We start from the raw sequence: 20989 nt of genomic DNA on the forward strand, positions 1-20989 counted from the left end.
AGGATGCTGTTAACAGAAAGCCCCGATTCGCGAGAGTCGGGGCTTTTTTGTATTCGCTGGGGTAGGGCAAGATCAAGAGCGTCTGCCGTTAGGCAGAACCCAAGGCAAAAAAAACGGCAGATCATTCAGCCTCAGGGCCGTCTGATCCACCGCTTTCGCCAGCTAGCCGGCGCTTGCAGGTCTTGCGCCCGTTTTCAGAGCGTCATCACGCTGAAAACGGGCAGGCAACCATCAACCTTCCAGATCACCCATCGCCGTGGTGTTGAAACCACCGTCGACGTACATAATCTCGCCACTGACACCGGACGCCAGGTCAGAGCACAGGAACGCGCCTGCGTTACCCACTTCTTCGATGGTCACGTTGCGACGCAGTGGAGTCTGTGCCTCGTTCGCGGCCAGCATTTTGCGGAAGTTCGAGATACCCGACGCCGCGAGGGTACGGATCGGACCAGCCGATACTGCGTTGACGCGGGTACCTTCCGGGCCGAGGCTGCGGGCCAGGTAACGGACACCGGCTTCAAGGCTGGCCTTGGCCATACCCATCACGTTGTAGTTCGGCATGGTGCGCTCGGCGCCCAGGTACGACAGCGTCAACAGGCTGCCATTGCGGCCCTTCATCAGGTCGCGGCCGGCTTTGGCCAGGGCCACGAAGCTGTAAGCGCTGATGTCGTGAGCGATGCGGAAACCTTCACGGGTGGTGGCCTGGGTGAAGTCACCGTCCAGTTGGTCGCCCGGCGCGAAGCCCACGGAGTGCACGATGCAGTCCAAGCCGTCCCACTTCTTGCTCAGTTCTTCGAAAACCTTGGCGATTTCTTCGTCGCTGGCGACGTCGCAAGGGAAGCACAGATCAGCGTTCGAACCCCAGCTCTCGGCGAATTCCTCGACGCGCTTCTTGAGTTTTTCGTTCTGATACGTGAAGGCAAGCTCAGCGCCCTCGCGGTGCATGGCGGCAGCGATACCGGATGCGATGGACAATTTGCTGGCGACACCGACGATCAGGACGCGCTTACCGGCGAGAAAACCCATTGTTTTGTTCCTCTTCAGGTTAATCGACAGCTGCCGGCGCCAAGAAGGCGGCCTCCAGCAGCTGCTGTGTATAAGGATGTTGCGGCGCGGCGAAGATGTCTTCTGCCACACCCTGTTCGACCACTTGGCCTTGTTTCACCACCATCAGTTGGTGGCTTAACGCCTTGACCACCGCCAGATCATGGCTGATGAACAAATACGTCAGGTTGTACTTGGTTTGCAGGGAGCGTAACAGCTCCACCACTTGACGCTGAACGGTGCGGTCGAGGGCCGAAGTCGGCTCGTCCAGCAAAATCAGCGCCGGTTTTAACACTAATGCCCGGGCAATGGCGATCCTTTGCCGTTGTCCCCCGGAAAACTCATGGGGATAGCGGTGCCGGGTCGCTGGATCAAGACCCACTTCCTTGAGCGCTTCGATCACTGCCGCTTCCTGCTCCACCGGCGTGCCCATCTTGTGGATCCGCAGGCCTTCGCCAACGATGTCACACACCGACATGCGCGGGCTAAGGCTGCCGAACGGGTCCTGAAACACCACCTGCATCTGTCGCCGCAGCGGCCTGACCTGATGCTGATTCATTCCCGCCAGCGATTGCCCGTGAAAGCGTATCTCGCCTTCGCTGCGAATCAACCGCAGGATCGCCAGGCCCAGCGTCGATTTGCCCGAGCCGCTCTCGCCGACAATCCCCAGCGTCTGGCCCTTGGGCAGACTGAAGTGAATGCCGTCGACGGCCTTGACGTGATCGACTGTGCGCTTGAACACGCCTTTCTTGATCGGAAACCAGACCCGCAGGTCCTCGACTTCCAGCATCGGCGCGCCTGGCGGATTGTTCGCCGGCCCGCCTTTGGGCTCGGCGCTGAGCAGTTCACGGGTGTACGGATGCTGCGGCGCGCGGAACAGCTCTTCGCACGATGCCTGTTCGACGATGCAACCGCGCTGCATGACACATACTCGGTTGGCAATTTGCCTGACGACGTTCAAATCGTGGCTGATCAGCAGCAAGGCCATGCCCAGCCGGGCCTGCAATTCCTTGAGCAGCTCGAGGATTTTCAGCTGCACGGTGACGTCCAGCGCGGTGGTCGGCTCATCGGCGATCAGCAGCTCGGGCTCGTTGGCCAGGGCCATCGCAATCATCACCCGCTGGCGCTGGCCGCCAGACAGCTCGTGGGGCAAGGCTTTCAGGCGCTTGGCCGGTTCCGGAATCCCCACCAGCTCCAGCAGCTCCAGCGTGCGCCGCGTCGCGGCTTTGCCGGTCAGGCCCTTGTGCAGGCCGAGCACTTCGTTGATCTGTTTTTCGATGGACTGCAGCGGGTTCAGCGAGGTCATCGGCTCCTGGAAGATCATCGCGATGCGGTTGCCGCGAATGCCCCGCAGGCGTTTCTCACTGACTTTCAGCAGGTCGTCACCCGCGTAGCGAATCGTCCCGGTCGGGTGGCGCGCCAGCGGGTAGGGCAGCAATCGCAGAATCGAATGGGCGGTGACTGACTTGCCCGATCCGCTTTCGCCGACCAGCGCCAGGGTTTCGCCCTTGCGGATGTCGAAGCTGATGCCTTCGACCACCCGCTGCACGTTGGTGCCGTTCACGAATTCGACGGAGAGGTCGCGGATCTCGACCAGATTGTCCTGATTCATCTCATTTCCTCGGGTCGAATGCGTCGCGGGCGGATTCGCCGATGAACACCAGCAGGCTCAACATGATCGCCAGCACGGCAAAGGCACTGATGCCCAGCCACGGCGCCTGCAGGTTGGATTTGCCTTGCGCGACCAGTTCGCCCAGCGAAGGCGAGCCCGCGGGCAGGCCGAAGCCGAGGAAGTCCAGCGCGGTCAGCGTGCCGATGGCCCCGGTGAGAATGAACGGCATGAAGGTCATGGTCGAGACCATTGCGTTGGGCAGGATGTGGCGGAACATGATTGCGCCGTTCTCCATGCCTAGCGCCCGGGCGGCGCGCACGTATTCCAGGTTGCGGCCGCGCAGGAACTCAGCGCGCACCACGTCCACCAGGCTCATCCACGAAAACAGCAGCATGATGCCCAGCAGCCACCAGAAGTTGGGCTGGACGAAGCTGGCGAGGATGATCAGCAAATACAGCACCGGCAACCCGGACCAGATCTCCAGGAAGCGCTGGCCGATCAGATCGACCCAGCCGCCGTAGAAACCCTGCAGCGCGCCGGCGATCACGCCGATGATCGAGCTGAGGATCGTCAGCGTCAGGGCGAACAGCACCGACACGCGGAAGCCGTAGATCACGCGCGCCAGCACGTCACGGCCCTGATCGTCAGTGCCCAGCAGGTTCTCCCGCGAAGGCGGCGCAGGGGCCGGAACCTTCAGGTCGTAGTTGATGCTCTGGTAGCTGAACGGAATCGGTGCCCACAGCGTCCAGCCGTCTTTGGCCGCCAGCAGCTCCTTGATGTACGGGCTCTTGTAGTTGGCTTCCAGCGGGAATTCGCCGCCAAAGGTGGTTTCCGGGTAGCGCTTGAACACCGGGAAGTACCACTCGCCGTCGTAGCGCACGGCCAGCGGCTTGTCGTTGGCGATGAGCTCGGCGCCCAGGCTGGCGCCGAACAGGATCAGAAACAGCCACAGCGACCACCAGCCACGCTTGTTGGCCTTGAAGCGTTCGAAACGGCGTCGATTGAGAGGGGACAGCGTCATATCAATGATCCCTGCGGTCGAAGTCGATGCGTGGGTCAACCAGCGTGTAGGTCAGGTCGCCGATCAGTTTCACCACCAGCCCCAGCAGGGTGAAGATGAACAGGGTGCCGAACACCACCGGGTAATCGCGGTTGATCGCGGCTTCAAAGCTCATCAGGCCAAGGCCGTCGAGGGAAAAGATCACTTCCACCAGCAGGGAGCCGGTGAAGAAGATGCCAATGAACGCCGACGGGAAACCCGCGATCACCAGCAGCATGGCGTTACGGAACACGTGGCCGTAGAGCACGCGGCGCTGGGTCAGGCCCTTGGCCTTGGCGGTGATCACGTACTGCTTGCCGATTTCATCGAGAAAGCTGTTTTTCGTCAGCAGGGTCATGGTGGCGAAGTTGCCGATGACCAGCGCGGTGATCGGCAGCACCAGGTGCCAGAAGTAGTCGCCCACTTTGCCCAGCCAGCTCATCTCATCAAAGTTGCTCGACGTTAATCCGCGCAACGGGAACCAGTCGAAATAGCTGCCGCCGGCGAATACCACGATCAGCAGGATGGCGAACAGGAACGCCGGGATGGCGTAGCCGACGATGATCGCCGAGCTCGTCCAGACGTCGAAATGGCTGCCGTGTCGCGTGGCTTTGGCGATCCCCAGGGGGATCGAAACCAGGTACATGATCAGCGTGCTCCACAGCCCGAGGGAGATCGACACCGGCATCTTCTCCACGATCAGGTCGATGACCTTGGCATCGCGAAAGAAGCTGTCGCCGAAATCCAGCCGGGCGTAGTTCTTGACCATGATCCACAAGCGTTCCGGCGCCGATTTGTCGAAGCCGTACATGTGCTCGATTTCCTTGATCAGGCTTGGGTCCAGGCCCTGTGCGCCGCGATAGGTCGAGCCGGCCACCGAGACTTCCGCGCCGCCGCCCGCGATGCGGCTCGTGGCGCCTTCGAAGCCTTCGAGCTTGGCGATCATCTGCTCCACCGGACCGCCCGGTGCCGCCTGGATGATGACGAAGTTGATCAGCAAAATGCCGAACAGGGTCGGGATGATCAGCAGCAAGCGCCGCAGGATGTAGGCCAGCATGTTATTGCTCCGTGCCTTTTGATGACTCGGCGTCGGCCGGCACTTGATCTGGCGCGACTTGCACGGGAATGGCCGGCGTCGCGTCGGGTTTGACCCACCAGGTCACGGTGCCGATGTCGTACAGCGGGGTTTTACCCGGGTGGCCCAAGTGATCCCAGTACGCCACCCGCCAGGTCTTGATGTGCCAGTTCGGGATCACGTAGTAGCCCCACAGCAGCGCACGGTCGAGGGCGCGAGTGTGGTCGATCAGGCTCTGGCGCGAGTCGGCGTTGATCAAGCCGTTCACCAGCGTGTCGACCGCCGGGTCCTTGAGGCCGATCACGTTGTAGCTGCCCGGTTTGTCGGCGGCGGAGGAGTCCCAGTATTCGCGCTGTTCGTTACCCGGCGAGCTCGATTGCGGGAAACTGCCGACGATCATGTCGTAGTCCCGTGAGCGGCGGCGGGTGATGTACTGGGAGACGTCGACCCGACGGATTTCCAGGTCAATGCCGATGTCAGCCAGGTTGCGTTTGTACGGCAGCAGTACGCGCTCGAATTCGGTCTGAGCGAGCAAAAACTCGATGGTGACGGGCTTGCCTTCGGTGTCGACCATCTTGTCGCCGACGATCTTCCAGCCGGCGTCCTTCAGCAACTGGAACGCCTTGCGCTGTTGCTCGCGGATGATGCCGCTGCCATCGGTGACCGGCAGTTTGAATTCCTCGTTGAACACCGATTCCGGCAGCTTGCCGCGCAGGGGCTCGAGAATCTTTAGCTCGGCAGGCGTCGGCAGGCCTTTGGCGCCCATGTCGGAATTGTCGAAATAGCTTTTGGTACGGGTGTAGCTGCCGAAGAACAGCTGCTTGTTGGTCCACTCGAAGTCGAGCAACAGGCTGAGGGCCTGACGCACGCGCACGTCCTGAAACATCGGTTTGCGCAGATTGAAGATAAAGCCCTGCATGCCCTGGGGGTTGCCGTTGGGAATTTCTTCCTTGATCAGACGGCCCTGTCTGACAGCCGGAACGTCATAGGCCGTCGCCCAGTTCTTCGCCGCCATTTCCTGCCAGTAGTCGAAGGCACCGGCTTTCAGTGCTTCGAGGGCCACCGTGTTGTCGCGGTAGTAGTCAGTGGACAGCCGGTCGAAGTTGTAGAAGCCCTTGTTGATCGGCAGGTCCTTGCCCCAGTAATCCTTGACCCGCTCGTAGCGCACCGAGCGCCCGGCCTTGATCTCGACCACCTTGTACGGCCCGCTGCCCAGCGGAATTTCCAAGTTGCCCTTGCTGAAGTCGCGGGTAGCCCACCAATGTTTTGGCAACACCGGCAACTGGCCGAGGATCAGCGGCAGTTCGCGGTTGTTGGTGTGCTTGAACTTGAACAGCACCGTGGTCGGGTTTTCGGCGACGGCCTGATCAACGTCCGCGTAATAGCTGCGGTACAGCGGCGAGCCGTCCTTGATCAGGGTTTCGAAGCTGAACACCACGTCTTCGGCGCGCACCGGATGGCCGTCGTTGAATTTCGCTTCGGGGCGCAGGTAGAAACGCACCCAGCTGTTGTCCGGGGCTTTTTCGATCTTGCCGGCGATCAGGCCGTACTCGGTGAACGGCTCGTCCAGGCCCTGGCGGGCGAGGGTGTCGTAGATCAGGCCGATGTCGTCGGCAGGCACGCCCTTGCTGATGAACGGGTTGAGGCTGTCGAAGCCGCCAAAACCGGCGCTGCGCAGAATGCCGCCTTTGGGCGCGTCCGGGTTCACGTAATCGAAATGCTTGAAGTCCGCCGGGTATTTCGGCGCTTCGTTGTACAGGGTGATGGCATGTTGCGGGGCCGCGTGGGCTGCACCGGTCACGCCCAGCAGCAGCGGGGCCAGCACGAACGGACTCAGAAACAGGCCGCCGGCGCGGGTCAGGGAGCGCAGGGCAGTCATTGGGTTTTCTCCGAAGGCTTGAGCCACCACGCACGCAGGCCCAGGGTGTAGGGCGGGGTGGTGACCATGGCGAACCGGTTGCGGTACGCCAGACGATGATTATTGAGGTACCAGTTGGGGATCATGTAGTGCTGCCACAGCAACACGCGATCCAGGGCGCGGGTGGCCGCCACCTGGTCATCCCGGGTTTTTGCCGCCAGCAACTGGTTGAGCAGGTTGTCGACCACCGGGTTGGCAACCCCCGCGTAATTTTTGCTGCCTTTGATGTTGGCCTGGCTGGAATGGAAATACTGCCATTGCTCCAGCCCCGGACTGAGGGTCTGGTTCAGGGTCATCAGAATCATGTCGAAATCGAACTGGTCCAGCCGCTGTTTGTATTGGGCGCGGTCGACGGTGCGCAGGTGCGCGTCGACGCCGATCCGCGTGAGGTCTTCGATGTAAGGCTGCAGGATTCGTTCTAGGTTGGGATTGACCAGAAGTATTTCGAAACGCAACGGCTGCCCTGCGCTGTTGGTCAAGCCGCGCTCGGTGAATGTCCAGCCCGCGTCGGCCAGCAGTCCCAGCGCCTTGCGAATTGAGTCCCGGGGCACGCCGCCGCCGTCGGTTTTCGACACCGCGAAGGGCTGGGTGAACAGCCTGGTCGGCAACTGCTCGCGGTAGGGCGCGAGCATGAGGAATTCGCGGCCGGCGGGCAGTCCGCTGGAAGTGAATTCGCTGTTGGGGTAGTAGCTCGTCGAGCGCATGTAGGCGTCGTTGAACAGCGTGCGGTTGGTCCACTCGAAGTTGAACATCAGCCCCAGGGCTTCGCGCACGCGGATGTCGGCGAACGCGCCGCGACGGGTGTTCATGAACAGCCCTTGAGTCTGGGTGGGGATCTGGTGCGGGATTTGCGCCTTGATCACCTTGCCCTCGGTCACCGCCGGGAAGTCATAACCGGTGAGCCAGTTTTTCGCCTGATGCTCGATGTAGATGTCGAACTCACCGGCCTTGAACGCTTCGAACGCCACGTCGGCGTCGCGGTAGAACTCCACTTCCACTCGGTTGAAGTTGTACTTGCCGCGATTGACCGGCAGGTCCTTGCCCCAATAGTCCTTCACGCGCTCGAACACCAGACTGCGCCCCGGCCGCACCTGGGTGATGCGATAGGGGCCGCTGCCCAACGGAGGCTCGAAGGAGGTGGCCTTGAAGTCGCGGTTCTTCCAGTAATGCTGCGGCAGAACCGGCAGCTCGCCGAGACGCAGAATCAGTAATGGATTGCCGGAGCGCTTGAACACGAAACGAATGCGGTGGCGGTTGAGGATGTCCACCCGCTGCACTTCCTGCAACGCGGTGCGGTACTGCGGGTGACCGTCCTTCAGCAGCGTTCTGTAGGAAAACGCCACGTCGTAAGCGGTAATCGGCTTGCCGTCGTGGAAGCGTGCTTCGGGGCGCAGGTTGAACACGACCCAGCTGCGGTCGTCGCTGTATTCGACGGTTTTGGCGATCAGGCCATAACTGGAGGTGGGTTCATCGCCAGAGGGGTCGTACTGGCCGGTGCCGACCATCAGCGGTTCGTTCAGCTCGCTGACGCCATACTGGCCGAAGTTGGGCGTCGAAATCGGGCTGCTGCCCTTGAAGGTGTAGGGATTGAGGGTGTCGAACGTGCCGTTGGCCATGATTCGCAGGGTGCCAGCCTTCGGCGCCTCAGGATTGACCCAGTCGAAGTGCGTGAAGCTGGCAGGGTACTTGAGGACGCCGAATTGTGCGTAACCATGGCTTTCGCTGATGGTCGCGGCGGCTGTCGTGCTCAAGACCAGGCTGAAAGTCAGCAGCAGGTGACGTATCAAGTCGGCGGTCGATCCAGGCAGCGGTCGGTCACAGTAACAGCTTGTATCGGCTGGAAAAAGGGTGGGGCGGGCGGCTGGAGGGTGCCGAGCTGGGCGAGAGCCTGGGGGAGCGCGCTGGCTCCCACCAGAGCGCGGCGGGCGCTAGATCAATGGGGCAAATAAACCGTCAACGTCTGCCCTGGCTTGAGCGCCTGGCCGCTGCGCGGATTCCAGCGCTTGAGGTGCTGCATTTCGACGTTGAAGCGCTTGGCGACGAGGTACATCGAATCGCCTTTCTGAATCTTGTACTGCATTGACTTCTTGCCGGCGTCCTCGCCCCTGGCGCTGCTGTCGGCTTTGGCTACGGCACGGGAGCTCGCTTTCGCCGGTTTGCTGTTGTCCTGCATGACAAGCGTCTGGCCGACCTTAAGGTTCTGGCCGGACAGCTTATTCCAGTGCTGCAAATCCTTGACGTCGACCTTATTGATGCGCGCGATCTGCACCAGGTTGTCGCCCTTCTTCACCCTGTAGCTGCGGGTGCGCGCGGGCTTCTCGTCCACCTCGGCAACTTCTTCGAACACCGGCATCGCATATTGCATGCCCGGTTGCACCGGAATCGTCAGCGCCTGGCCGCGTTTCACCTGGTTGCCGGACAGCTTGTTGATGTCCTTGAGGGTGCTGGTCGAGACCTTGTAGCGGCTGGCGATGCTGGCCAGGCTATCGCCCGGGCGTACGCGGTATTGCTGCCAGTCGACCAGCTCTTCGGGCTTCATGTTCGACAGGTTCGCCGTCAGCAACTGGGATTTCGACGTAGGCACCAGCAAGTGCTGGGGACCATCGATGGTCAGGCGCTTCTTGAACGCAGGGTTGAGCTGCACCAGTTCGTCTTCGTCGATGTTCGCCATGGCGGCGACTTTCGACAGGTCCATGCGCTGATTCAGCTCGACCACCTGGAAGTACGGCTTGTTGTCGATCGGGTTGAGGTTGACGCCATAGGCGTCCGGCGACATGACCACTTGGGACAGCGCCAGCAGTTTCGGCACGTAGTCGCGGGTTTCCTGCGGCAGCGGCAGGTTCCAGTAATCGGTGGGCAGGTTGAGCTTTTCGTTGCGTTCGATGGCGCGGCTGACTGTGCCTTCGCCGGCGTTATAGGCTGCCAGTGCCAGCAGCCAGTCGCCGTTGAACATGTCGTGCAGCTTGGTCAGGTAATCCAGCGCTGCCGTGGTGGACGCCGTGATGTCGCGGCGGCCATCGTAGAAATTGGTCTGGCGCAGGTTGAAGTAGCGGCCGGTGGACGGAATGAACTGCCAGATCCCCGCCGCATCGCTGCGCGACAAGGCCATCGGGTTGTACGCGCTCTCGATCACCGGCAGCAGCGCCAGCTCGAGGGGCATGTTGCGCTCTTCCAGTCGCTCGACGATGTAGTGCATGTACAAGCTGCCGCGGTTCCCGGCCGTTTCGAGAAACGACGGGTTGTTCGCGTACCAGAGGCGTTGCTGATCGATGCGCGGGTTGAGGTCGTTGCCGTCTTGCAGCTGGAAACCCTGACGCATGCGCTCCCAGACATCATGGGGCGGGGCCAGCGGCACGGGTTTGCGCGCGATATAAACAGGTTTTGGTTTGGTGCTGGCGACGGGATGTGCAGCGCTGGCGCCGTTGCCGGATTCCAGGCCGCCGGTGCTCTGGCAGCCTGCCAGTGTCGCGCTCGCGACCACCGCGATTGCCTGGGCCAACCGAGTCAATGTGTCGGAATTGAAGGTTTTACGTATAGATGACGACATTGGCTGGGGGATAGTTCCAGGCGAAAATGTCGGGCGATTCTAGAAAGTGGCTGCTGAACGGTCAACCTTTCAGAATTTCCGTGCTGATTCGCCGCCTGTTTAGAACTTATCTTTCCATGCCCGCAGCACCGCAAAGACCTCTGTGGGCGTTGCGTTGTGGGTTCCGCTCCGTTCGTCTGCTTTTTGTTTCACGGAGATGACGGAGGCTCGCAGAAACGGATTGGTCTTGCGCTCGAGCGCCAGCGTCGACGGCACGCTGATGCGATTTTGCGCACGCCATTGCGTCACTTGCTCGAAGCGTTCCACTACGTCGGCATTCTCCGGCTCGACCGCGACGGCAAAGCGCAGATTGCTCAGTGTGTATTCGTGGGCGCAGTAGACAAGGGTGCTGTCGGGCAGCTCGGCGAGCCGGCTCAGGGAGTGATGCATCTGCTGCGGGGTGCCTTCGAACAACCGCCCGCAACCCGCCGCGAACAGCGTGTCGCCGCAGAACAGCAGCGGCTGTTGCGCGTCGGCGTGGTAAAAGGCGATGTGGCCCAGGGTGTGGCCGGGGACTGCATGGACGGCAAATGTCAGGCCGAGTACGGTGAGCTCATCGTTGTCGGACAGGGCCACGTCCCGCGCCGGAATGTTCTCATTGACCGGGCCGTAGACCTTGGCGCCGGTGAGCGTTTTAAGTTGCGCGACGCCGCCGGTGTGGTCCGCGTGGTGATGGGTGATGAGAATGTCGGTCAGGCGCCAGTCCGGGTTGCGTTCCAGCCAGGCAATGACGGGGGCAGCATCGCCCGGGTCAACCACGGCGCAGCGCTTGACGGCATTGTCTTGTAACAACCAGATGTAGTTATCGCTGAAAGCGGGCAGGGCATCGACCTGTATCATGGCGCGGTTCGCTTGGCTGGAAACATAGAGAAGCATCTTAGGGTCTGAACTGACTCGAGGCGAGTCTCTATCGCAATGACCCTCTCATGGAGACCGGAAATGACCGATGAAGCGTTCGCCCAGGCCGACCCCGAGTGGCTTGAGCTGATCAGCGCCGCCCGCGACTGGCTGTCCGGGCCCCTGGGGCAGTTGTTGCTGGAAGAAGAAAGCCGCGTGCTGGAGCAAGAGCTCGAACGTTTTTTTGGCGGCTATCTGGTGCATTACGGCCCGTCGGCACAAACGCCGCCAGCGGCGAAGCAAGTGCAGCGCAACGTGCGGCTGGGCGCGCCGTTGCCGGGCGTTGAAATTGTCTGCGAAGAGCAGGCCTGGCCGTTGAGCGAGCACGCCGCCGATGTGGTGGTCATGCAGCATGGCCTGGATTTCTGCCTGTCGCCCCACGGCCTGTTGCGCGAAGCCGCCAGCAGCGTGCGTCCCGGCGGGCACCTGGTGATCGTCGGGATCAATCCCTGGAGCACCTGGGGCATTCGTCATTTCTTTGCCAACGATGCCTTGCGCAGGGCCCGCTGCATCTCGCCTTCACGGGTCGGCGACTGGCTCAACCTGCTGGGCTTCGCGCTGGAGAAACGCCGCTTCGGGTGCTATCGTCCGCCGCTCGCTTCGCCCAAGTGGCAGGCCCGTCTGGCCGGACTCGAACGTCTCGGCGATGGCTGGCAAAGTCCCGGCGGCGGCTTCTATCTATTGATCGCGCGCAAGATGAGTGTCGGATTGCGGCCTGTGCGCATGCCGCGTCGCGAGCCGATGGGCAAACTGCTGCCGTTGCCCATGGCCAAGGTCAATCGGCGCACGCCCGAGCCTTGATTGTCCGGCTGGCGCCACGCTTTCTCAATTTTCTGGAAACATCGTAATGAGCGATACCGTAGAACTCTTCACCGATGGCGCCTGCAAGGGCAACCCCGGCCCCGGCGGCTGGGGTGCGTTGCTGGTGTGCAAAGGCGTTGAAAAAGAACTCTGGGGCGGTGAAGCCAACACCACCAACAACCGCATGGAGCTGCTCGGCGCCATTCGCGGCCTGGAAGAGCTGAAGCGGCCATGTGAAGTGATCCTGGTGACCGACTCGCAGTACGTGATGAAAGGCATCACCGAGTGGATGACCAACTGGAAGAAGCGCGCCTGGAAGACAGCGGCGAAGGAACCGGTTAAAAACGCCGATCTGTGGAAGCAGCTGGACGAGCAGGTCAGCCGGCACAACGTGAGCTGGAAGTGGGTGCGCGGGCATATCGGCCATCCCGGCAACGAACGCGCCGACCAGTTGGCGAACCGTGGGGTGGATGAAGTGCGCGGTATCAAGCACGGCTGATGGCTCAGTCCTGCGCGGGATCTCCGTCGTCCACATCCTGCGCGGTCGTGGAGCAAACACGGACCCTGTGGGAGTGAGCTTGCTCACGAATGCGGCATTCCGGCTGCTAGAGATTGAGTGGAGGCACTGACCTCTTCGCGAGCAAGCTCACTCCCACACTGGCAGGTGCGGTCTGGCAAGGCTGCCCACATCCCAAAACCCTCATGCTAATATCCGCGCCTGAAGCTGAGGCGGTAGGCAATGACTGTACAAAACATCATCACTGAACGAAGGGTTGTCCTCGATACCGAGACCACCGGTATGCCCGTCACCGATGGCCATCGGGTCATCGAAATCGGCTGCGTCGAGCTGGTTGGCCGGCGTCTGACCGGGCGGCATTTCCACGTTTACCTGCAACCGGACCGGGAGAGTGACGAGGGCGCCATTGGCGTTCACGGCATCACCGACCAGTTCCTGATCGGCAAACCGCGTTTCGCCGAAGTCGCCGACGAATTCTTCGAGTTCATCAAAGGCGCTCAGCTGATCATCCACAACGCGGCGTTCGACGTCGGCTTTCTGAACAACGAATTCGCCCTGATCGGCCAGCACGATCGCGCCAACCTCAGCAGCTACTGCACCATCCTCGACACGTTGGCCATGGCCCGCGAGCGGCATCCGGGCCAGCGCAATAGCCTCGACGCCCTGTGCAAACGCTACGACGTCGACAACTCCGGCCGCGAACTGCACGGCGCCTTGCTCGACTCCGAGATTCTCGCGGAAGTCTATCTGGCGATGACCGGTGGCCAGACGACCCTGTCGCTGGCCGGCAACAACGATGGAGAGGGCGGCGCTGATCGTCCTTCCGAGATCCGCCGGATCGCCAACCGCACGCCGGGCCGCATCATCGTCGCCAGCGAGGCCGAGCTGGCGGAGCACGAAGCGCGTCTGGCCGTGATCGCCAAATCCGCGGGTGCTCCGGCCCTGTGGACCCAGTTGCTCGAAGCGCAGACCCAGGCCCAGGCTGAAGCCTGAAGGCGGCAGCGGCTCACTCGCGGAGCAAACGCAGTAAGTGTGGGAGTGAGCTTGCTCACGAAGACGGTATTTCAGGCGCTACGGATGTTCCGGATGTAAGGGCCTCTTCGCGAGCAAGCTCGCTCCCACGAGTCATCAGTCGGCAGATACATCTGCGGTTGTTCGATGAGAGAGGCCCATGGTGAACACGTCCAGCCCGACTTTCAGCATTCGTGTCGCTGACGAGTGCTTCGAGGATTACATCCTCAACAGCGAATTCACGTTCACCGTTACCGGTTATGCCCGGGTGCAGATCGGCGAGCCCGTGGCGCAGTGGCCCGTCGAACCTGTCGAGCCCTACCTGAAAAACTACGGCATCGATTCCGAAGAGTTCTGCCATTATCGAGACGCCGCCGACAGCACTGTGCTGGTGGCCTGGCTCGATGAGCAGCCGGTCGGGCATGTGGTGGTCAGCCAGCACTGGAACGGTTTCGCCCACATCGACGAGCTGGCGGTCGACACCGGGGCGCGGCGCAATGGCGTGGCGCAAAAGCTGCTGGACGTGGCGCAGTTCTGGAGCCGCAAGCGTGGTCTGCCGGGCATCACCCTGGAAACCCAGAACAATAATCTGGCGGCGTGTCGGTTATATGAGCGCTACGGATTTGTGGTCGGCGGGGTGGATCATCTGCGTTATCGCGCGATAGATCCGGGTACGCAAGAGGCGGCGATTTTCTGGTATCTGCTGTTCGACGGGCCTGTCGTCGATTGAAGCTGCAAGCCCGTATGGCCTGACTCGTGGCCGCGCGACGTGAGCGGCCTGTGTGTAAAGAGCCGGGCTTGCAGCAGCGCCTCAGCGCTCTCTTGTCAGTACGACCTTGCTTTGAATCAACTCGAATTCCTCTCCGCTCAAGTGCTTGACGCGGTCGCCAATGGCCAGGCGATAAGTTGAAACGGGCTCCTTGCCATCAGCCTCATCGGGCTGTGATTCACGGAATTCATGCACCGAGTAAACGCGTCCCTCCGCGTCCCGCGCATGAAATTGCCCAACTAGAACTGAAGCCATTTGCTTTGTAACCTCTGGAAATAACTGCTCGTTTTCGCTCGCATCCTAACACCGCGAGTGAATAAACCGTGTCCGCTTGTAAGGTAATTCCCAAATTTCTATCAGGACCTTATTCGCCTAAGGCAGTCAGACCGCGGTTATCAGGGGGAGTTTTCGGCCCTCGGAAAAATAGTCGCGAGCGACGGTCGCGCGGCCCGCGCGACGCACATGCGCCGATAACCCACGCTACAGCATCGAACGCTTCGATGATTAGCAACGGAAAAACAACACAGAATGTCGCGCATGTTTCATCTATAACTGTTGTTTCCTCCAACAGCAGAAGGTCCGTCTCATGAGCCAGGTTCATTCGATTGCAGTCATCGTCGGCAGCTTGAGGAAAGATTCCATCAACCGCAAAGTGGCCCGTGCACTGGCCGAACTGGCGCCGCCAAGCCTGAAACTGAGCATCGTCGAAATTGGCGACCTGCCGCTCTATAACGAAGACATCGACCATGATTCGCCGCCCGCCGCGTACACCGCCTTTCGTGAAGCCTTGCAGGGTGCGGACGGCTTTCTGTTCGTGACCCCGGAATACAACCGCTCGGTGCCGGGCGCGCTGAAGAACGCCATCGACGTCGGCTCGCGCCCCTACGGCAAAAGCGCGTGGGGCAGTGCGAAGCCGGCGGCGGTGGTCAGCGTTTCGCCGGGCGCCATCGGCGGTTTTGGCGCCAACCAGCACCTGCGCCAGTGCTTCGTGTTCCTCGACGTGCTGTGCATGCAGCAGCCGGAAGCGTACCTGGGCAACGCGGGCACCTTCTTTGACGAACAGGGCAAGCTGAACGAGAAAACCCGTCCGTTCCTGCAGAACATCATCGACGCATTCGCCGGTCACGTTGAGCGCACGTCGAAAGCCTGATCGGCTGGACTGTCTTCCGATGAAAAGGCCTGCACGCCACTCAACGTGCAGGCCTTTCGCATTCATGGCCGGACGTCGCCGCGTCTTCGCCATTCAATCCTGAATTTCCCTCCCCGTGTACAGCGTTATGTACCGCAGTTGCGGTGGATTTCTTCCCTACGCTCCCAGCCTTTCCTGCCCCTGCCTGGCCGATGCCAGCCGCGGGCGTTTGTGCTCAAGGAGCTGCAATGCCTACCGTTACCACCACGTACTTCAACAGCGCGTCACTGCGACAGCGCTTTCTCGACGAAGTCGACCGCGCCGTTGCTGCCGGCGTGCTCCGCTCATCTGAACAGACCTGGCTTAAACGCGCGGCAGGCGCGATGGGCGCCGATGATCCCGATCCGGTCAGGGTCGATCGGTTGCTGCTCAATGACGGCCTGCCTACTTCGCTGGAACTCAGTGCTGCGCTGATGTTCAGCCACGGCCAGACCAGCGACCCACGGATATTCCTGTTCACGCTGGCGTCCGGCGTCGAAGCCTTCGACGGTCGCCAGCAGTTGCTGGAGGCGTTGCTCGGCCGGTTTGCAAACAACGACCCTTCGGCAGCGTTCGAGTACGAGAAAATCGACGACAACGTTTTTCAGGCCCAGATGCAGGCCATCGTCGAATATCAGGCAAATTCGGTCAGGCAGTTCACCGAGCGACTGAAGCTGACGCCAGACCTGGTCGGCGCTGTCACCTCCGCGTTGGCCCTGCAACTGCGTCGGCTCTTGCCGGATCAGCAGATTGATCCGGCGAGGCACCTCATGCGGATGGTGCAACCGGCTTTCGGTGCCGGCGACGAGCTTGTGCTGATGACCCAGACGCTCTCTCAAACGGCGTTTGAAGCGTTTTGCCATGCCGAGCAGGCGCCGGGCGTGACGCCGCAATTCATGGATGCACAGGGCCGAGTGGTGAGCGAACGCGATGCACAATTGTTCGCTCAGGCCATAACCGACACGATGTCTGCGCTGCCGGACCAATTCGCCTGGCTGCTGCGTGATTACTGGAGCCAGCAACGCGGGACCGGTTCCTGCCGCGACATGGCGGTTCAGGTCTACGCGACCAGCCTGTGCCATGAACTCTACCGTTACGGCCACGAGGGTAATCTCAGTCGGCAGGAGCACGAAATGTTGAGGCCGTTGCTCATGTCCGGACCGCAATACATTTCGTCGGAAGCTCAATTGCGCTGCAGACGTCTTGTGCTGCACCTGGCCGACGGAACAGCCACACAACTGGCCGGTACACTGGTGTTCGATTTCTCCCCGGCCGAGCTGCCGCTGCTGTGGTTTACCCCGGAGCACGGCCTGCGCCGATTTGCCAACCTGACGGCACTGAGTGCGTTTTGCTCAACCCCGGAAGGGCGCGAAATGTTGCGCCCGGTACTGGCCCTTGTGGACCAGCCGCTGTTACTGCGTGAAGGTGATTTGACCCTTACGCTGGATAGTATCGACGGGCCCTTGTTCCGCGAACGGGTGGACTCCGTCCTTGCGCTCCAGCTGCGTAACCTGCAGTACGTGAAGGGTTTGTCGGCTGAGCCCGTGAAGGTCTCAGCGATGTATGACGATGCGCTGGACGTGCGTTACCTGATCGACCCGCGTCAGAGGCATTTCACGGCGGGGCGCTGGCGGCACGACCAACCGATGGACTTTGCTGCCGTCTGGTGCAGCAGCGCCAACGATGACCTGATTCAGGTCGTCCCGGCGCCAGAGCCTGAGAGCGCCGTCCTTGAACCTTCCGCCTCCGGACCTTCCCAGCCCACTGCGCTACAGCCGTCGCCCCCGTCGTGGCTGGAGAGAACCCAGGTATCCGATGCCAGTGCGGCCCACCTGCGCCAGTTGGACAACTTTCTGGTCAGCTACGCCGAGCAGGCACTGCAACGCTATCTATGCGCGGCTTCGGCACGCGGCCTGCGCGCGAGTGAGATACGGGTGCGCTGGCTGGAATCGCTGCCGGTTGCCGCCTCCGATGTCGAGCCGAGTTCTGTCGCCATCAGTGAGTCCTTGCGCGCCACGTCAATGGATCTGGTGGCGCTGTTGCTTGAGCGCGTCAGTGGGCACCGTCCTGATCCCCTCTCGCGCACGGCGCAGGTGCTGCTCACTTCTCAAGCTGCAGGGGCGCACCTTGATGTCGAACTGATTAACGTCATGCTCGAGCGCGTTGCTTCGGACTTCGTCGAGCGCTACCTCGACCGATTTGGACGATCGCGCACGGCCCTTGCGCGTCTGGGCGACAGGCAGCTGCAACCGGTTGCCATGGCGTTGGTGCTCAGGGAAGACGCGTTGCGGCTGGACCTGGCGCTGAGGCAGCGAATGGAGGTGGTCCCGAGCGAGGCGGCGCACATGGTCATGCAAGTGCTCAACGCGCCTGTCCGTGCGCAGAGATCAGAATCGGGCCTGTCGATGACCGAGGTGTTTTCGCTGTCGGTGGTATATGGATCCGGCGCCGAGGCCACCCTCAGCGATTCAATGGTGCTCTGGCAACCGCGGCGGACCGGTGCAGGTTTGATGTTCTGGAGCAGCGTGCAGGGCTGGGAGCATTTCGAATCCGTGCAGGCATTGACCGACAAACTGGGCAGTCGATTGCGCAGCGTGCACAGCGAGCGCTGGTTGGCTCTGGTGGGGGAGCGCGACCGTACGCTGTTGCGCAACCACCTGCGGGCGCAACCGGCGGAGCAGGTCCGCTTTGATTTCAGTCGCTGCAATGGCCATGCGATCGAGGCGTTGCAACAGACTGTGTTTAACCGCCAGTTACAGAACCTCCAGCAACTGTGCGCCCGTGCCCGGCGTTGTCGTTTTGAAGCCGGGCTGTTCACTCGCGTTGCCCGCGCCACCGAACTGGATGCGCAATTGGTCGACATGCTCGACGCTCTGGCGGTCCGAATCGACAACACATTGTTTGAAGAGCTGTTGCCGGACTGGTTCAAGTCTGCATCGGCCAGCGACATTCGTGCGTATAACGAGATATGGCGTCGTTTTTTTCTCGCCAGCGAAGGTGACGAGGATTTTCTCTTTGACCTCCCGACCCTGACTGAATACGCGCGCAGCAGGCTGTTGGATCAGCTGGGCAAGGATTTCCCCGAGCGCGATCTGGACCCTGACCAGATCACCGTTACCCAGCGTCGCTACGTCGCCGCGCCCCCCGGCGTTGGGCAGATCCCGTCAGCGATTCCCGCCGCCACCCTTGAGCACAGTGAGTCTCTCACTGATTACGCCATCAATCGCTTCGTTGATTTTCCAGAAGCGGCGTTGAGTATCCACTCCGCCGAATACCCCGATATCGGCCGCCTGATGACCCCGGACTATGTGCGCAGGACTGCCCGTGGGCTGGACGTCGGCGCAGGGTTCCGAACGCTGTTGCGGCAGACGTTGACTCCAGCAGACATCAACTGGGGAAAGCGAAACACCCTTTTTGTCAATCAACTGCCACCGATGATGCAGGCGGTGGCGATGCAGCAGAAGCTGCAAGGAAAGCTGAGTCCCCGAGCCTGCGAATTCATCTCGCGGGTGGTTGAAATGCCCGACGGTATTGCCCGCGAACCGTTGGACGGTGAGCGCACGATCATCAGTACCCTGCGGCTGGTCGCCGATGAGGGAATGACGCCCGATCCTGTCAAGGGCGTTTACCTGATCTGTGCCGAGCACCCTGACAGCGGCCCGGTGATTTTGCACGCGGTGTTCCACCCGGATTTAGTCTTCCGCGAGTACGCCAGCCTGTCTGCACTGCTGGCCGATCTGCGCAGTGACGCAACGCTGCAACACCTGGTGCTCGAGCGACTGGACCCGGAGGTGCGCAAGCGATATGAGCACGGCGGGTTCATCGAGCCTCATCTGCCGTTCTTTGACCAGGGGCCGGGCGATGTGCCCACTCACACACCGGGGCCGGTCACGGTTTCGCTGGCTGAAGAAAAAGGCAACTCGCTGCAGTTCATGTTCACCGACACCGTGAGCCTGCTGGTGGACATTGGCGCGTCCGATACGGTCACCACCGAGGAGGCCGATCAGGCGTCGCGCAAGTTTCTGGCTTCGCTGGGGTTGGAGCAGGCGCTGAGCATTGTGCCCGGCAAGTTTGCCGCCATGGTCGCGTTTTGGCAGAGCCATACGCTGTTTCGTGCATCGGCTGCGTCGGCGGCCGGGCGTCACTGGGGCGAGGCTATTTCCGAATTTTCTGCCGCGTTGGGCGTGATGGTGACGGCCAGGGAACAGGCCGAGAAGGACGAGCTGATCGGGGGCGATCTGGTCACGGACGAGGAGTTGACGCCGCCAGAGTTTTCCTGGGGCGGCGTCACACTCACCGCCGAGCAACTGAAGCGTTTGCAGGCGCTGGAAGCCCGGAACATCTCGCTGAAAGACCTGCGTCGCGATGAATTGCTGAGTCTGTTTATGGACCCCGCCAACGGAAAGGCCTATGCGGCGGTCGCCGGACGGGTCTATGAGGTGCGCCGCCAGGCCAAGGATGGCAGATGGATGATCATTGGCGCTGACCGCACACTCGGCCCGCGCCTCAGGCTGGATGACAATCAGCGCTGGCAGTTGGACATCGAGTCCGGTCTAAAGGGCGGGGGCGGCGCAATGACCAAGCTGCGCACACACGCGGCGGACGTCAGCGCCGATGACGTGTTGCTCATCGAAGCCAGTGGCATGCCCGAGATACGCAAGTTTTTTCGGGAACGCGCGCAGCATATCGGCGAGGCTCATCTGCAGGCCAAACGCTACCTTGAAAACGCTCTGGATAACCTGAACGTGCATGAGCCTGGGACTCCACTGCACCCGCGCGTCTCGCAGATCATCGGTGATTTTTTCGGTGTCAGTACGCCCGATCACGAGTTGCTGGTCGATACCGAACGCGCGATCAAGACGCTGTTCGATGAGGTCATGGATGCGTCGTTGTCGCCTTACTCATCGCCCCGGTTTGTGGTGGGCACCAACCGCGCGGGCCACGCAGCCACCATGGGCTTTGTGATCAAAAGAGACCCGAAAAAGCGCGTGTTCCTGACTGACCGGTATTTCGATGCGCCGCAGTTTCCGCTCACGCCCGAGGCGGCCACCCAAGGCTTTGATTGCCCGGCCCATTACCGCGCCGCAACGCTGATCCACGAACTCTCGCACCTGGCGCTCGATACCCACGACATTGCCTATCTGGAAAGCACGGCACCGTATCCGGACCTGTTGCAGGAAAACAACGCCAACAACATCAAGCTGAAAGCGGATATCCAGCTCATGCAAACCCATGGCCTGTCGCATCTGAGCGCAAGAGATGAGCTGTTTTTGCATTTGAAGGAGGGCGAATGGCGTGATTTCGATGAGGAAGAGGGCTTCGAGCATGATGCAATCCTGAAGCTCACCCGCAGCAAAACCATGGATGAAGCCCGTGAGGCGTTTCTCGGCGATGCACGCAAACGCAGTCGAGTTCTCCTGGCCAACGCCGATTCGGTGACCCTGCTTGTCCTCCAGTTGGGAAGACGCAGCTTTGTCGCGCCAAGCCCCGCGCCGGGCGGTCGTTGAGTGACAGACGCCGAGCCCTGAGGGGCTCGGCGTTTCTGGGGGGGA

General features: G+C 61.4%; 15 protein-coding genes. 6 read left to right on the plus strand and 9 right to left on the minus strand.

Annotated elements, in window-relative coordinates:
• Nucleotides 1-231: 231 nt before the first annotated feature.
• From fabI to gloB, 8 genes are all read right to left on the minus strand, one after another.
• Entirely contained in the window at nt 232-1026 is a 795-nt protein-coding gene (gene fabI, locus AC07RO_RS10615; RefSeq protein WP_037013635.1) for an enoyl-ACP reductase FabI, read from the minus strand.
• Between the two features lie 19 nt (nt 1027-1045).
• Nucleotides 1046-2656: an ABC transporter ATP-binding protein gene (locus AC07RO_RS10620; protein ID WP_495085967.1), complete on the minus strand. Its 1611-nt coding sequence runs from the start codon at nt 2654-2656 to the stop codon at nt 1046-1048.
• Between the two features lies 1 nt (nt 2657).
• Nucleotides 2658-3677, minus strand: a complete 1020-nt coding sequence (locus tag AC07RO_RS10625) for an ABC transporter permease (RefSeq protein ID WP_074891214.1) — start codon at nt 3675-3677, stop codon at nt 2658-2660.
• Between the two features lies 1 nt (nt 3678).
• Nucleotides 3679-4752 carry a microcin C ABC transporter permease YejB gene (locus tag AC07RO_RS10630; protein ID WP_237252271.1) on the minus strand — a complete coding sequence of 358 codons (1074 nt, stop codon included), beginning with the start codon at nt 4750-4752 and terminating at the stop codon, nt 3679-3681.
• Between the two features lies 1 nt (nt 4753).
• A complete protein-coding gene (locus AC07RO_RS10635; RefSeq protein ID WP_346625394.1) occupies nt 4754-6649 on the minus strand; it encodes an extracellular solute-binding protein in 1896 nt (631 codons plus the stop codon).
• Nucleotides 6646-8475 (minus strand): extracellular solute-binding protein, encoded by a 1830-nt coding sequence (locus AC07RO_RS10640; protein WP_346625393.1) that lies wholly within the window; start codon nt 8473-8475, stop codon nt 6646-6648. Before AC07RO_RS10640 ends, AC07RO_RS10635 begins: the two co-directional genes overlap by 4 nt.
• A gap of 146 nt (nt 8476-8621) precedes the next feature.
• Entirely contained in the window at nt 8622-10235 is a 1614-nt protein-coding gene (locus AC07RO_RS10645) for a lytic transglycosylase (RefSeq protein WP_346625392.1), read from the minus strand.
• Nucleotides 10236-10334: 99 nt separating this feature from the next.
• Nucleotides 10335-11114 (minus strand): hydroxyacylglutathione hydrolase, encoded by a 780-nt coding sequence (gene gloB, locus AC07RO_RS10650; RefSeq protein ID WP_346625391.1) that lies wholly within the window; start codon nt 11112-11114, stop codon nt 10335-10337.
• Nucleotides 11115-11213: 99 nt separating this feature from the next.
• Between gloB and AC07RO_RS10655 the strand changes: the two genes are divergently transcribed.
• The 4 genes from AC07RO_RS10655 to AC07RO_RS10670 all read left to right on the plus strand — a co-directional run bounded on the left by AC07RO_RS10655 (nt 11214) and on the right by AC07RO_RS10670 (nt 14230).
• Nucleotides 11214-11972, plus strand: a complete 759-nt coding sequence (locus AC07RO_RS10655; RefSeq protein ID WP_065986459.1) for a class I SAM-dependent methyltransferase — start codon at nt 11214-11216, stop codon at nt 11970-11972.
• 46 nt (nt 11973-12018) lie between these two features.
• Entirely contained in the window at nt 12019-12471 is a 453-nt protein-coding gene (gene rnhA, locus AC07RO_RS10660; RefSeq protein ID WP_495085968.1) for a ribonuclease HI, read from the plus strand.
• Nucleotides 12472-12729: 258 nt separating this feature from the next.
• On the plus strand, nt 12730-13482 hold the full coding sequence (dnaQ, locus tag AC07RO_RS10665; RefSeq protein ID WP_495009570.1) for a DNA polymerase III subunit epsilon: 753 nt from the start codon (nt 12730-12732) through the stop codon (nt 13480-13482).
• Nucleotides 13483-13660: 178 nt separating this feature from the next.
• Nucleotides 13661-14230 carry a GNAT family N-acetyltransferase gene (locus AC07RO_RS10670; protein ID WP_495085969.1) on the plus strand — a complete coding sequence of 190 codons (570 nt, stop codon included), beginning with the start codon at nt 13661-13663 and terminating at the stop codon, nt 14228-14230.
• An 81-nt stretch (nt 14231-14311) separates the two neighbouring features.
• Here AC07RO_RS10670 and AC07RO_RS10675 read toward each other — a convergent pair whose 3' ends face one another.
• Nucleotides 14312-14524 carry a hypothetical protein gene (locus tag AC07RO_RS10675; protein WP_192174094.1) on the minus strand — a complete coding sequence of 71 codons (213 nt, stop codon included), beginning with the start codon at nt 14522-14524 and terminating at the stop codon, nt 14312-14314.
• A gap of 331 nt (nt 14525-14855) precedes the next feature.
• On the opposite strand from AC07RO_RS10675, the gene AC07RO_RS10680 reads away from it, so the two are divergent.
• Together AC07RO_RS10680 and AC07RO_RS10685 are read left to right on the plus strand one after the other, a co-directional pair.
• Complete coding sequence (locus AC07RO_RS10680) at nt 14856-15419, plus strand: NADPH-dependent FMN reductase (RefSeq protein ID WP_282372575.1); 564 nt, start codon at nt 14856-14858, stop codon at nt 15417-15419.
• A 227-nt stretch (nt 15420-15646) separates the two neighbouring features.
• Nucleotides 15647-20944 carry a hypothetical protein gene (locus AC07RO_RS10685; protein WP_495085970.1) on the plus strand — a complete coding sequence of 1766 codons (5298 nt, stop codon included), beginning with the start codon at nt 15647-15649 and terminating at the stop codon, nt 20942-20944.
• Nucleotides 20945-20989 lie beyond the last annotated feature (45 nt).

Source organism: Pseudomonas sp. GW821-FHT07F05 (assembly GCF_059418765.1).

Bases quoted from the DNA above. Each gene is read 5' to 3' on its own strand.
- fabI (WP_037013635.1), bottom strand. From the start codon at position 1,026: ATGGGTTTTCTCGCCGGTAAGCGCGTCCTGATCGTCGGTGTCGCCAGC.
- AC07RO_RS10620 (WP_495085967.1), bottom strand. From the start codon at position 2,656: ATGAATCAGGACAATCTGGTCGAGATCCGCGACCTCTCCGTCGAATTC.
- AC07RO_RS10625 (WP_074891214.1), bottom strand. From the start codon at position 3,677: ATGACGCTGTCCCCTCTCAATCGACGCCGTTTCGAACGCTTCAAGGCC.
- AC07RO_RS10630 (WP_237252271.1), bottom strand. From the start codon at position 4,752: ATGCTGGCCTACATCCTGCGGCGCTTGCTGCTGATCATCCCGACCCTG.
- AC07RO_RS10635 (WP_346625394.1), bottom strand. From the start codon at position 6,649: ATGACTGCCCTGCGCTCCCTGACCCGCGCCGGCGGCCTGTTTCTGAGT.
- AC07RO_RS10645 (WP_346625392.1), bottom strand. From the start codon at position 10,235: ATGTCGTCATCTATACGTAAAACCTTCAATTCCGACACATTGACTCGG.
- gloB (WP_346625391.1), bottom strand. From the start codon at position 11,114: ATGATACAGGTCGATGCCCTGCCCGCTTTCAGCGATAACTACATCTGG.
- AC07RO_RS10655 (WP_065986459.1), top strand. From the start codon at position 11,214: ATGACCGATGAAGCGTTCGCCCAGGCCGACCCCGAGTGGCTTGAGCTG.
- rnhA (WP_495085968.1), top strand. From the start codon at position 12,019: ATGAGCGATACCGTAGAACTCTTCACCGATGGCGCCTGCAAGGGCAAC.
- AC07RO_RS10670 (WP_495085969.1), top strand. From the start codon at position 13,661: ATGGTGAACACGTCCAGCCCGACTTTCAGCATTCGTGTCGCTGACGAG.
- AC07RO_RS10675 (WP_192174094.1), bottom strand. From the start codon at position 14,524: ATGGCTTCAGTTCTAGTTGGGCAATTTCATGCGCGGGACGCGGAGGGA.
- AC07RO_RS10680 (WP_282372575.1), top strand. From the start codon at position 14,856: ATGAGCCAGGTTCATTCGATTGCAGTCATCGTCGGCAGCTTGAGGAAA.
- AC07RO_RS10685 (WP_495085970.1), top strand. From the start codon at position 15,647: ATGCCTACCGTTACCACCACGTACTTCAACAGCGCGTCACTGCGACAG.